This is a genomic window from Nitrosospira multiformis (assembly GCF_900103165.1).
Taxonomy (GTDB): domain Bacteria; phylum Pseudomonadota; class Gammaproteobacteria; order Burkholderiales; family Nitrosomonadaceae; genus Nitrosospira; species Nitrosospira multiformis_D.
This window is the reverse complement of the sequence record NZ_FNKY01000001.1, coordinates 1,966,988-1,980,196: the sequence shown is the minus strand read 5'-3', so window position 1 is coordinate 1,980,196 and position 13,209 is coordinate 1,966,988. Positions and strand designations below refer to the sequence as shown.

11 protein-coding genes are annotated in these 13,209 nt (G+C 54.8%); all 11 read right to left on the bottom strand.

All coding sequences use genetic code 11. The features are described from left to right. Nucleotides 1–2: 2 nt before the first annotated feature. Entirely contained in the window at nt 3–851 is an 849-nt protein-coding gene (locus BLR00_RS08870; RefSeq protein WP_074632018.1) for a glycine zipper domain-containing protein, read from the bottom strand. A 113-nt stretch (nt 852–964) separates the two neighbouring features. Further along, on the bottom strand, nt 965–3,820 hold the full coding sequence (tssH, locus tag BLR00_RS08865) for a type VI secretion system ATPase TssH (protein WP_074632017.1): 2,856 nt from the start codon (nt 3,818–3,820) through the stop codon (nt 965–967). Nucleotides 3,821–3,837: 17 nt separating this feature from the next. Further along, nucleotides 3,838–4,905 carry a type VI secretion system baseplate subunit TssG gene (gene tssG / locus BLR00_RS08860; RefSeq protein ID WP_074632016.1) on the bottom strand — a complete coding sequence of 356 codons (1,068 nt, stop codon included), beginning with the start codon at nt 4,903–4,905 and terminating at the stop codon, nt 3,838–3,840. Continuing rightward, a complete protein-coding gene (tssF, locus tag BLR00_RS08855; RefSeq protein ID WP_074632015.1) occupies nt 4,881–6,773 on the bottom strand; it encodes a type VI secretion system baseplate subunit TssF in 1,893 nt (630 codons plus the stop codon). The genes tssG and tssF overlap by 25 nt, the downstream gene beginning before the upstream one ends. A gap of 180 nt (nt 6,774–6,953) precedes the next feature. After that, nucleotides 6,954–7,436 (bottom strand): type VI secretion system baseplate subunit TssE, encoded by a 483-nt coding sequence (gene tssE / locus BLR00_RS08850; RefSeq protein ID WP_218124317.1) that lies wholly within the window; start codon nt 7,434–7,436, stop codon nt 6,954–6,956. Then, a complete protein-coding gene (locus BLR00_RS08845; RefSeq protein WP_081346849.1) occupies nt 7,429–8,271 on the bottom strand; it encodes a type VI secretion system accessory protein TagJ in 843 nt (280 codons plus the stop codon). The genes tssE and BLR00_RS08845 overlap by 8 nt, the downstream gene beginning before the upstream one ends. 222 nt (nt 8,272–8,493) lie before the next feature. Beyond that, nucleotides 8,494–8,979, bottom strand: coding sequence for an Hcp family type VI secretion system effector (locus BLR00_RS08840; RefSeq protein WP_074632014.1), 486 nt, complete (start codon nt 8,977–8,979; stop codon nt 8,494–8,496). A 172-nt stretch (nt 8,980–9,151) separates the two neighbouring features. After that, a complete protein-coding gene (locus BLR00_RS08835) occupies nt 9,152–9,634 on the bottom strand; it encodes an Hcp family type VI secretion system effector (protein WP_074632013.1) in 483 nt (160 codons plus the stop codon). A 92-nt stretch (nt 9,635–9,726) separates the two neighbouring features. Next, entirely contained in the window at nt 9,727–11,220 is a 1,494-nt protein-coding gene (tssC, locus tag BLR00_RS08830; RefSeq protein WP_074632012.1) for a type VI secretion system contractile sheath large subunit, read from the bottom strand. Nucleotides 11,221–11,258: 38 nt separating this feature from the next. Next, nucleotides 11,259–11,771 carry a type VI secretion system contractile sheath small subunit gene (gene tssB, locus BLR00_RS08825; protein WP_074632011.1) on the bottom strand — a complete coding sequence of 171 codons (513 nt, stop codon included), beginning with the start codon at nt 11,769–11,771 and terminating at the stop codon, nt 11,259–11,261. A 181-nt stretch (nt 11,772–11,952) separates the two neighbouring features. Further along, nucleotides 11,953–12,975 (bottom strand): type VI secretion system protein TssA, encoded by a 1,023-nt coding sequence (tssA, locus tag BLR00_RS08820; protein ID WP_074632010.1) that lies wholly within the window; start codon nt 12,973–12,975, stop codon nt 11,953–11,955. Nucleotides 12,976–13,209 lie beyond the last annotated feature (234 nt).

Sequence of the window (13,209 nt, the reverse complement as noted above, 5' to 3'; positions counted from 1 at the left end):
TCCTAAGGGCAGTCATAGCCACTTGGGCACTGAGTGCGTAGTTTTCCACCCCCCAGCTCCGGGCCTGGATCCTCCATTCCCCATGGGTTCCCCGCCGCCGCTCCGTTGCGATTAATCATTGGTGTGAGTTTCCATCCATTTTTTTTCCAGCGATCCAGGTTCGCAACTCCGTCGTAGGATAAACCTATGCGGTTATAAATTCTATCTTTCAGTAGGAGATAGAAGGTCACGCTTGGGAAGAGGCTGTGGCTGATAACCTGCTGTGAGGTCGTTCCGTCACTGTGGATGGTCATCTCTAGTTCTGTCCATATTGGTGGAAATGCCATGGCGTATTCTGCAACTTCTTTGCCTACCAGATAACCTGTGGTGCCACCAATGCCAGCTCCGATGGCAGCAACCGCTATCGCTCCCGGAACGCCACCGATTGAGCCTATTGCTGCACCGCTTTTTGCTCCAACCCAAGCGCCAGCACCCACTCCGACAGCAGCACCGCCAACACTGCCAATTTTCTCTGGACTTTCCGTACGACAGCCCACAATTTGCCGAAATAAGATACTTTGGCTAAGGACAATAATCCTTTTACCTACCTTACCAACGGGTGCGCTGGCCAGTTTTCCAAAAGATGGGCCACGATACATCCCACTTTCACTTGTGAAGCGAGGATTGCGAAGCGCCCCTTTGTCAAGTTCGACCTCTGCTTCAAGAAAGTTTGCAAAACGATATATGCGGCCGGCCGCAATATTTTCGCGCGTTAACGAATAGCCCGGCTCTCCATTTTCGTCCACTTCTGGCAAACCGGTAATCGGGTCGATCCAACTGAGAGAAGCAATACTCCGAGTTAATTTAGCCATAGCCATTTTTCCCTATATTTATTGAATCGCATGAAACACCCTTTTCAGGGGATTAATTCAACATCACTACCATATATACTCAATGGGGTATATGTCTTATCACTAAAACTATCTCAATCAAACTCATACCCAAATTCTCCATCCTTCACGCTCACCTGCACTCGCGTCACCGGCTTGCCCTCGATCATGTGTTTCAGAAATTCCTCGCTGATACGCGGCAACACCGTATTGGTAAGAATGGTATCGATCATCCGCCCGCCGCTTTCCAGTTCCGTGCAGCGACTGACAATGAGTTTCACTGTTTCGTCATCATAGGCGAATGGAATTTTATGGTTCTCCATGATACGTTTTTTGATCCGGCCCAACTGCAGCCGCACGATGGTGCCGATCATCTCGTCATTCAGCGGATAGTATGGAATTGTCACCAACCGCCCCAGCAACGCGGGCGGAAACACCTTCAGCAGCGGCTCGCGCAGCGACTTGCCGAGCGAATCCGCGTCGGGCATTAGTTCGGGGTCGCGGCACATGCCCATGATAAGATCGGTGCCGATATTGGTGGTGAGCAGAATAATGGTGTTTTTGAAGTTGATGTGACGCCCTTCGCCATCTTCCATCCAGCCCTTGTCGAATACCTGGAAAAATATTTCGTGCACGTCCGGGTGCGCCTTTTCCATTTCATCCAGTAGCACTACGCTGTAAGGACGCCGCCGCACCGCTTCGGTAAGGACGCCGCCCTCGCCGTAGCCAACGTAACCCGGTGGAGCGCCCTTCAAAGTTGAAACGGTGTGGGCTTCCTGGAACTCGCTCATGTTGATGGTAATAACGTTCTGCTCGCCGCCGTAGAGTGACTCGGCCAGCGCCAGAGCGGTTTCTGTTTTGCCCACGCCCGAAGGACCACAGAGCATGAATACGCCAATGGGCTTGTTGGGGTTATCCAGCTTCGCGCGCGAAGTCTGGATGCGCCGGGCGATCATTTCCAGGGCATGGCGCTGGCCTATGATTCGCTGGTTCAAGGTGTCGGCAAGCTTGAGCACCGCCTCCACTTCGTTCTTCACCATGCGGCCAACCGGAATGCCGGTCCAGTCGGCAACCACCGACGAAACCACCTGGGCGTCCACCGTGGGCATGATGAGGGGCGTCTCACCTTGGAGTGCATCCAGTTTCGTCTGGAGATCATACAACTCAGCCAGTAGCTTGTGGCGCTCTTCCGCGCTGAGCCCGGCTTCATCCGCAGATGGACTGACGGGTATAGGGGCTTCCACAGACCCGGTAGGTTGCGATGTCGCTGGCGCTTCGTCTTTCGGAACTGCCTGGGGAGCGGCCTGTAGAGCGTCTTCAGGCTTGCCATCCGGCACAGGCGCAGCCACACTACTGGGGCTGAGGCTGTCCGGTGTAGTGGTGCTCTGCACTTTCACATCCACAGGTTTGCCGCCCGCACGCAGCTTACCGCGCAGTTCGAGTATATGATCGACAAGCCCTTTTTCCTCCTGCCACCGCGCATCGAGACCAGCCAGACGTTCTTTTTCGGCAGCTTGCTTTTGCTCCACATCGCTCCGCCTTGCACCAACATCGAATCCGATCTCTTCTTCACGGCCGATGATCTCCAGCTCCGTCTGCAACGCCTCCATACGACGCTGGCAATCCTCCACTTCAGCCGGCGTGGCATACTGGCTGATGGCCACCCGTGCGCAGGTCGTATCGAGCAGGCTCACGGCCTTGTCCGGCAACTGACGGGCGGGAATGTAACGGTGCGATAACTTGACCGCAGCTTCCAGCGCCTCGTCAAGCAATTGTACGCGATGATGTTTTTCCAGCGTCGAGGCGACACCCCGCACCATGAGGATAGCCTTTTCTTCCGTCGGCTCCAGTATCTGCACGACCTGGAAACGGCGAGTGAGCGCAGGGTCTTTCTCAAAATATTTCCGGTACTCCGCCCAGGTGGTGGCGCCGATAGTACGCAGCGTGCCGCGCGCAAGGGCGGGTTTCAGCAAATTGGCCGCGTCGCCGGTACCCGCCGGGCCGCCCGCGCCGATCAGTGTGTGTGCCTCGTCAATGAAGAGGATGATCGGCTTCGGGGACGCCTGTACTTCGTCGATCACCTGTCGCAAGCGGTTTTCGAATTCGCCCTTCATGCTGGCGCCAGCCTGCAAGAGGCCGATATCCAGTGTGAGAAGCGAAACATCCTTCAAGGGTGGCGGCACATCGCCCTTGGCAATCCGCAGAGCAAAGCCTTCCACCACTGCGGTCTTGCCTACCCCGGCTTCGCCGGTGAGGATGGGGTTGTTCTGCCGGCGGCGCATGAGGATGTCGACGATCTGGCGAATCTCCTCGTCCCGGCCTGTTACGGGATCGATTTCGCCTTTGCGCGCTCGGTCGACCAGGTCCACCGAAAACTTCTTCAGTGCCTCCTGCTTGCCCATCTGCGCCGGTGCTATCGCCCCGCTCGCTTCCCCAGGCGCACTACCTGAGCCATCGGTTGCGCGTAAATGCTCCTCCGGCGAACCAGCGATAATTTTTGCGAACTCGTCTGCCAGTGTATCCGGGCGAATACGTTCGAACTGGCGCGAGATATTGAACAATGCATTGCGTAAACTGGAGGTTTTGAGCATGCCAACCAGGAGGTGGCCGGTCCTTACCTGTCCTTCACCGAACATCAGCGTGCCATAAACCCAGCCACGCTCCACCGCATATTCAATATGCTCCGACAGATCGGAGATTGACGTGGCGCCGCGCGGTAACCGGTCGAGCGCATTGGTGATGTCTTTGGCAAAACGGGAGTTATCGAGCTCGAAATGCTTGAAGATGCGATGCAGGTCCGAATCCTGATTAGCCAGGATCTGCTGCAGCCAGTGCTCCAGCTCGACATAAGGGTTGCCGCGCAGCTTGCAGAAGACCGTTGCGCCTTCGATTGCCTTGTAGGCCAGGCTGTTCAGCTTGCCGAACAGCGCGACACGACTGATTTCACTCATGCTGCCTCCCCTTCCCTTTATGGTCGTATCTGACCCGGACCAGTAATCTCGGATTGCCGAGAAATCAGGCGCTCTGCATTTAGATTCAAATCGGCTGCGTCGGTGGCGGCGGAACGGGTACCCAGCCAGGTAGTCCAGCCCAGGCGCCCAAACTGCCCCAGGCTGGCCTTTGGCACTTCGTCGTGTGCGAGTACTAGCCGTACATCCCATTCCAACTCAAAGCAAAAATATTGCCTTACCCAGGCCACAAGCCGTCCGATCGCCTTTCCACCCGGCAGGAAGCTCTCGTATTGGCTCAGCGTAAGCGGACCCAGCCGGATTCTGAATTTATGCTGCCGATCCCAGATTCGAGCGCCCAGCACGGCGCCGACTCCCAATTGCGTGCTTGCCTCCCCGGTGTCACCGGCGGATAACCGCGTTTGATCGCGTGCTGGTATGCGCATCCAGTGGCCGGCGAATTCGTCTATCTCTACCGGCACGCGGAAGTAGGATGCAAGCAACGCAATGATCCCGTCACGGTTGCGCACCTGCCGGCCCAGCAAACCGGCAAAGAACAGCTTGGCGAAATCGCCGATCTCGTCACGCTCACGCATCCTGCTGCCGGCCAGACCTTCGAGCGCGCCTACATAAACCGTAAATCGATCCTCGCGCGGCCTGTCCAGGCTGACCGTCGGCCGCGCTTGTGCCCAAGCGCGGTAGAACAGCATCAGAAAGCGATGGTTAAGCATATCCAGAAAATGCACGAAGGTCGCATCCCCCGCGTTGAGCAGCCGCGCACGGGCATACTCCGTCAGATGCAATGGCAGCGGACCATTGGGTCCAAGAAGGCCAAAGAAACGAACCTCCATTCGCCCCGGCCGCCCGCCGGCGGGCAGGTGAAACGATGAAAGCGAAGAAGGCGCGAATATCATCGAAGGCTCTTGAGCAAGCCTTACCGCCTCGTCAATGGGGCGCAATCCCATCCCCAGCTTCGGCTTGCCTGGATATAGACACTCGATACGCCGCAGCGCCTGGAAAAAATCGTAGTTGAAAGGCTTATCCGCCAGGGCGCGAAAATAGGTCAGAGGATCGGGCGTGCCCCGCATCGTGGCCTCCAGCGCATGATTTCAGCCCGCTCGACAGAGGAAAGAACGGTTTCCGTGAATGAATTAAGGGAAACATGACGGGCGAAGAACTGCTCCATCACGCTGCCAAAGAGGAATGCGCTACCGCCCTGGAATGCGAGCTCTTCCAGGTACAGTTCGACTTCCAGTCCCCGGCCGAAGGTGATCGGACCCGGCATGGGCAACCGGCGCACCAAGGGCTTTACCGACACCTTTCGAACCCCTTCGATCTGTTTCTTGATGGCCGCGTCGGAACTCATCGCATACAGTTCCAGCATTTCACGCAACGCGGCCGCGCCTTCGCGTCCCCCGGTATTCATCAGGGAAAGGTAGTTGAGCGACAGATGACTGACGAATTGCCAGGCAATTCCTCCATTCCATATCGGCGAGTAGGGTTTGGAAGGTCCTTTGACACAGCGAATAGTATCCAGCGGCGCCGCGCTGTCCAGGGTAAAATCTGTCTTACCCGCACCCAGCGGCATCAGCAGGGGCAGATCCCGATTGGTGCATAGCGTGGTGATTGCCAATTGCCGAAGGTCACCGGAATAAGGTGCCTCTTCAGGATCGACCAGCGAGAGGAAAACTTCGTTGCCAATATAGCTGGACCGGGTACCGGTGCGCTTTTGCCCGGACGATAGCAGGCGCGGCTCACGCTGCACGGTAAAATAGGCCTGACGCTCCTGCGATTCGGTATGATAGGCCGCATAAAATGGAAGAAAAGCCTGTTCACTGTCGCTGCCTACACCGTATCCCGTTACGCGGCTGACTTCGAAGACTTCAAAATCCATCGGCTGCGTGCGGTCCGCAACGACATGATATTCATAAGTATTATCGGTAAGATGGATACGGTCGGCGCGCTTGTGGAAGAGATTGATCGCGGGCGCACAAAAAAGGGAGAAATTCGCCCGATCGACGACATTCTCCAGCACCGCGTCACCGCGCGAAAATAACAGGACGATTTCCAGTTCGTCCCCCTCATGTTTTCGTACCGCCGGTCCCAGTCCATCAATGTCGATAAACAGGAATCGCTGCGGAAACGCAAAATATTCCTGCAACAGCCGGTAACCCTGGAAACCGCGCAGGCTGACAGGTAGAAGCGCTTGCTCATCGCTGTACCCCACCGGCTGAATGTTGCGCGCCGGCAGAAATTGATGCCAGGGCCATGGCCCCATCGCCGGGGCTGGAGCTGGGGCCGGGGCCACCACCACGCCCAGCGGCGCGCCAAGACATAGTTCGTGCAGCTTGTAGGCAACTTCATCACCACCGGACAAAAACAGCCGCAGCCGATCGAGGCTCACCTGATTGAATTTCAACCCCGCGGTAGATTTGATTCTTAAGCGAACTCCGCCCTTTACAGGCTGGGCCAGCGGCAATTTGTTGAGCGGCAAATCCGGCGCAAAAGTGAAGTATTCGGCATGGGTTATCTCGAGCGGCCAAAGGGTAATATCTTGCGCCGTGCGGAATTCGCACGCCGTGGTCTCGTTTTTCCCCAGCTGGCTGCGCATGGAACTGTCGCGAGGAATAATAAACCCCTGCGCAAGATTGGTCTCGGAGAGTTGCGGGCGGAACTGGGCTACCAGCATCGCCGGTGTGGGCGCCAGATAATTAGGATAGACAATTTCCAGCAGGCGCTGGGTGAAACGCGGAAACTCGGCGTCGAGTTTGAGTTGCACTCGCGCTGCCAAAAACGCGACGCCTTCCATGAGTCTTTCGACATACGGATCGGCGACTTCAATGCCATCCATGCCAAGACGGCCGGCGATCTTGGGAAATTGTGCGGCGAACTCGGCACCCATCTCGCGCATGTAGGCGAGTTCCCGATTGTAATGACGCAGCAGGCGGGGATCCATTTATTGGTACTCGCGGTAACGGCAATATAAAAATCTTTTCTTTGACCGCAACACCCCGAAGGCAACGGGAGAATTGGAATCAAAGAATTCTTTCATCTATGCGCCCCTATTTCTCCAAAGCTCGAAGGCATGAATCCACCGCCAGGATTTACAGCTCTGACCGCCCCAGATCACGAATTTCTACCTGCCCCGTCTCAAGATCCACATCGGTCCGCAGCAGCAATTCCAGCGGCACCGGGTATGCCCATAAATCCCCCGAATCTGCACGCTGATCACGTTGTGACGATCGAGCTGCAAATCACTTACCATCGCCTCGACTTGCAGGCTGGAAGGCGTAATACGGGGCTCGAAATCGATTATCGCCTGCTTGATCGAACGCTCCAATTCGATGATATCCAGTGTGGAGGCCGTCTCACCCGAGAGTGCCGGAAGTCCGAAATTAACGACGGAGCACCCGGCAAACGGAAAACCGGTGAAATCGTTACTATTACCCAGTCTCGTGGTATTGAACAGCCATGCTAGATCGCGCAGGACAGCCTCACGCAATCGGGCTTTGGTCATGACGCGCTCCCCGCGCGGCTCCAGTTTTTTGTCCGGCTCGTTATCAGCGAGGCGATCAAGTAGTGCCGGTTGCAGCCGTTCCTGGGGAGTCAGATCAACCATATGAGGGTGCAGCCGATTGTACGGACTCCGCCTCCACCGGTCCGAGCATGATCTTGCGAATATCCATGAGCGGGCTTTCTCCCGCATCCGTTGCGAACATGCGCTGTCCCAACCCATGATAAACATCAGGTGCGGCTTCGACCCAGATGGTTTTGCGCGCCAGCAGAAGCTGCCCATCATCACTTGTTTCCGAACCTGCATAGCGGGAAGGAATCAATGCCACACTCTCACCGCCATTGTCGAACTGAAAATGTGCAGGCATCCACACCACATCCCGAAGATCCTCCGGCGCATCGATGAAAACTTTGGTGAGACGGGAAAAGGGCACCCAGTAATACCGTCCATTGATGATGGCCTCGCATACCGGCCCCAGGCGGCTGTCGGCGTCGATAATCCAGGTGAATGGCTGACCATCGAGGATACCGCTGGTTTCGCTGGCTTCCTCAAACGCCGCGGTGCGCAGCTCGCCGGCTTCCCGGTGTTTTCCTTGCCCGCCTCGCAGCAGCGACTCAATCAACAGCGCGAGCCATTGATCCGGCTGACCAAAAACGATTGGAGTTTTCTTACCTTCGAACACCTGAGCGCGCAACACCTCGCAATGGAGCGCCTCACGATACGTCTGCACCATTGCCAAAGCCTCGGCATCAAGTTCAGCCACGACATTTAACTGATTTAGTGCTCGCTCCCACTGCCCCATTACGGAAAGGAGTTGAAACAGAAAAATTCGCAGCTTGGAGTCGCCGGGTTTGGTGCGGACTGCTTCCTGAAGCTGCACCAACGCGCCGGGGGGATCCCCATCACGCAAACTTTGCTCGGCGGCACTGGCCAGATTCATGGCGAACATCCTTTGTTTAACCCGGATAAATCCATCAGGCGGCTCTCCGAGCCTGCGCGAGTGTTGGCAGTCAGCTTGCGGCCATTCTCGCCGCCATTTTTGCCCCTGGCGCAGTGTCCATAGACTAAACTATGGATTTCTCCCAACCGGAAAAACTGTCTCGTAACCTGCCTCACCATCATCTCGCATCCTAATGAGTTATCCGGGTTTAAATGAAGCGCCTCAGGATATTTCGGCGTCGAAAAGCATGCTTCCCTGGGGCAGCCCATCGGGTCCCTGAGGAACATATTCCACGCTGATTTTCTGAAATGCCAGGCTAAGTCGTTCGGAAAGGTCGCCACTCGACGAGAAGTTGCTGGTATCCACATCCAGGGCCGTGATTCGTCCCTTTTCAATGCTGATCTTGAAGTATTCGTGCGGAGTTCCGCCCGCCTTGCGCACGGTAAGTACGGCTTTCTTGATCAGATCGTTATTGCGCATTGCAGACATCAGGCCGGTCGATGCGCTATCCACCTGCTTGACAATGTTCAGTTCATTCAACGTGGCCTTTGGGCTGGCTCCGCCTCCACTCAGCGTAGTCTTTGCCTGCATGCCCCAGGACCAGTCGTTTACGTCAATCTCATCCTTGTGATTCTCGTCCTGCGCCTCGCCCTTGATCGCACCCTGGCGGGCGCTTTCTATCCTCAGAAACATGTCACCCTGGGCCATGATATTTCATCCGATAGTTGGTCTAAGGATTGGTTTACGCAAAGGCTCCGTCCGGACTCTGTTACGATGCCGCTAGCCGAGGTCACAAGAGAAATCGGAACCCAAGCCTCTTTCCCTAATTGAAATAAAGCATTCCTGCGGCCAGACCGGCCATCTGGTGTGGCCCTGCTATCTAGGCCTTGACGTTGGCGGCAATCTTCCAGCCCGCCTCAACCGCCGCATCCCCGCTCCCATCCTCCTTCTGCGGCGTGTATTCCACCTTGAATTCGGCGAAATTGAGCGTGACGTTTTCTGTGATTCTATCCTCCCCACCACTGCCGCCGGTCGAGATTGACGAGACGAGAACCTCTTTCATCGTTATCTTGAGGTATTCAAGTGCCGTCTCACCCGCTTTGCGCACCGTCAGCAAACCCTCTTTGAAGTGCTTGCCGTTACAGCAGGAGATGATCAGTGTAGGACTGCCTTTGTCGACATACTTGGTAATGGACAAGTCGTTGACACTTACTTTTCCTGCGCCGCCGCCGCTACCCATATGCGTGGTACCCGACTGATTCATTCCCCAACTCCAGGCGAGTACATCAGTCTCATCCTTATGCTTGTCATCTATGGATTCACCCTTCACATCATCCAGCTTCAGAAACATGTCAACGGCCATGATTATCTCCTCGTAAAAGAACCTGTCTTTCTTGCTGTTCGCTTAATCCGCCTAATACCTGCGGCGACACAGATAACTTGAGACTTCAAACGTTAAGCCTTCTTTGCAGACGGCAGTTTGGATACCAGACGCAGCGATACCGTCAGTCCTTCAAGCTGGTAATGGGGTCGGAGGTAAAACTTTGACGTGTAATACCCGGGGTTACCTTCGACCTCTTCCACAACGACTTCAGCAGCAGCCAGCGGCTTGCGTGCTTTGGTACTCTCCGATGAATGGGCAGGGTCGCCATCCACATAATTCATGATCCATTTCTGTAGCCATATCTGCATATCGGCACGTTCCTTGAACGAACCGATTTTGTCGCGCACGATGCATTTCAAATAGTGTGCAAAGCGGCAGCATGCGAATAGATAGGGTAACCGTGCGGACAAATTGGCGTTGGCGGTGGCATCCGGGTCGTCATACTCGAACGGCTTTTGGAGCGACTGGGCGCCGATAAAGGCGGCAAAGTCGGAATTCTTGCGATGCAAGAGCGGCATGAAGCCATTTTTTGCAAGTTCCGCTTCCCGGCGGTCGCTGATGGCGATTTCAGTGGGACACTTCATATCCACGCCACCATCATCAGTGGGGAAAGTATGCACAGGCAGCCCTTCCACCGCACCCCCGGATTCGACACCGCGGATACGTGAACACCAGCCGTAGAGCTTGAACGAACGGTTGATATTGACAGCCATGGCATAGGCGGCGTTGGCCCAGGTATATCTGCTGTGATCGGCCGCGCCGGTGTCTTCCTCGAAATCGAATTCTTCCACCGGACTGGTTTTTGCTCCATAGGGAATACGTGCGAGAAATCGGGGCATGGCGAGACCCACGTAACGAGAGTCCTCCGACTCGCGGAGCGAACGCCACGAGGCATACTCCGGTGTCGTAAAAATTTTTGTCAGATCACGGGGATTGGCCAGTTCCTGCCAGGAATCCATTTGCATCAAGGTTGGGCTGGCGCCAGCGATAAATGGCATATGGGCTGCCGCTGAAACCTTGGACATTTCACCCAGCAGCTCAACATCAGGTGGATTATGATCAAAAGCATAATCCCCCACCATGCAACCAAAGGGTTCTCCGCCAAACTGTCCGTACTCTGCTTCGTAGATCTTCTTGAACAAGGGACTTTGATCCCAGCTGGTACCCTTGTAGCGTTTCAGCGTCTTGCCCAGATCGTTTTTTGAGATGTTCATGAAACGGATCTTCAGCATTTCATCGGTTTCAGTGTTGTTGATCAGGTAGTGAAGTCCCCGCCATGAGCCTTCCAGCTTCTGAAAATCCTGATGATGAATGATCAGATTCACCTGTTCGGAAAGTTTCCGGTCAAGCTCTGCGATAATTGCCTCGATCGATTTGACCACATCACGGCCGATAAGCTGGGTCTGCGCAAGTGCCTGTTCGGCAAGAGTGCGCACCGCCTGCTCGACGGCACCTTTCGCTTCCTCGGATTTAGGTCTGAACTCCTTCTGCAACAATGAAGCAAACTCGCTTTCCTCCAGTTTTGGGACTTCAGCCTCTGGGGCCTGCTGCTGGGTTTCCGCCATTATCTTCTCCTTGTTTCCTCAGACTCGTTCAATCAGTTTCAGGATGCGCCGCTTTCATCCGCTGGTTTCTTACTGGTCGCCAGCGTCTGGAGCAAGGCGGGATCGTTCAGAACTTTCGCTATCAGCTCCTCGGCACCGGTTTTACCATCCATATAAGTCACAAGATTGGAAAGCTGCTGGCGCGCCTGGAGTAGCTTGTTGAGTGCATCGACCTTGCGGGCCACTGCGGCGGGGGAAAAATCATCCATGCTCTCAAACGAAATATCGACGCTGAGATTTCCCTCTCCCGTCAAGGTATTGGGGATCTGAAAGGCAACATGTGGCTTGATGGCCTTCATGCGGTCATCGAAGTTGTCGACATCGATATCGAGGAATTTGCGATCCGCCACGGGCGGCAAAGGCTCCGTCGGTTTGCCGGACAAGTCTGCAAAAACCCCCATGACAAACGGGAGCTGAATTTTCTTTTCCGCACCGTAGAGTTCCACGTCATATTCGATCTGAACGCGAGGTGCGCGGTTACGCGCGATGAACTTTTGACTGCTTTGTGCCATGGCCCGACTCTCCCTTCGAAAGATGATTGAGAGACTATGCTGAAATTCCCCGGTGCATCGTACTCTCCTATGATTTGTTACTGTAATATGATTTTAATCATAGACACTGTCAATGAATATGCAAGCCGTCAACCCGTTTTAAGCTCGTTTTTTTGTTCTGACCCGCCCCCTTCGTAACTATTTAGGTTTTCTTCGGTTCAAAACCGGTAATCTGCTTGATCTGGTTCAAACTGTCCGGGGCAAGATCCTGAATAATTTCCACGAAGTTCTTGGTCATGAGCCGCTGTCCTCGCCGGATAAATAGAGGTGCCGGGTTAGCGGGTTCAGTCCGCTCGATAAACTCGCAAATCTTCTCCAGCATTCGCACAACGTCTTCGCGACTATGAATCTCTCCGGGTATCGCCGGCACGCGATCATTCATTTCTCCGTCCGCCAATGAATCGGCTATTCCTTTCACATCCATGGGTTTGTTCCCCGTTTCCGGATTGTTTCTGCACAGTTGCACCACTGTTTTGAGCATATCCTGCAGCGATTGCAAATCCGGAATGAGGTTATAGCCAACTTTCTCACTAAGAAAAATGCATATTCCATTCAGGGAGATCAGCGCATCGCGCATTGCCTGTACAGACGCAGTGTTTTCCGGGAGACGCAGGACTTCCTCCGCCTCGGCTTGAGTGGGCACCCCTTCATTGCTCGCGGCGGCAAATTTGCCTTGCGTTATCAAAACGTCCCGTACCGATAGTCGCGCATGGCTACCGGTACTGACAAAATTCACGCCACGTACATCACGAAGTACCGTATCCGGATCCCGCAACGATTTCCCCAGCGACCCGAGCACGTTAAGACGTGTAACCGGGCCTTCATCGGGATCGAGACCGGGATGAACATTCTCCCAGTAATTAGTCAAGAGTCCCAGCAACAACTTCAAGCCGGAGGCAAGTCCAACCATACCATCGCTATGGGTAAGGGCTCGCGTCAACAACACGGTCACCCGCAGGTCTTTAGTCCGGGAGAAAAGTGTCTCGGCGCGCTGCCTGACGTCAATCCAGTTAGGCTCCTCAGCAGCCACGATAACTTCACCCGTCTGCCGTTCCGGCTTGCCCTGGCCTGCCTGTTCCAGCGCCATGAAATCCGGATCGTACTCAAGATCGGGGCCACAAGGCGAATCTGGCGAAATTGGCTCGAGTAATCTCTCAATTTCCATCGAACTGAACCTTTTCCTCTGACTTGAAATATTATCTGCAGATATTATTTAACTTGATAGCTCAAAAAATAAAAAAGATCGTTTAAACTCACGATGTTACGTAACCACTACACGATCCTCCAAAATCAGGATTCCGTCAATGTAATTTGCGGCACAAGTGTTTATCCGCAATAATCCGCGATAATCTTGCGGTGACCGGCCACCACTTGCCAAGTGTAATAGCCTATCCGGATC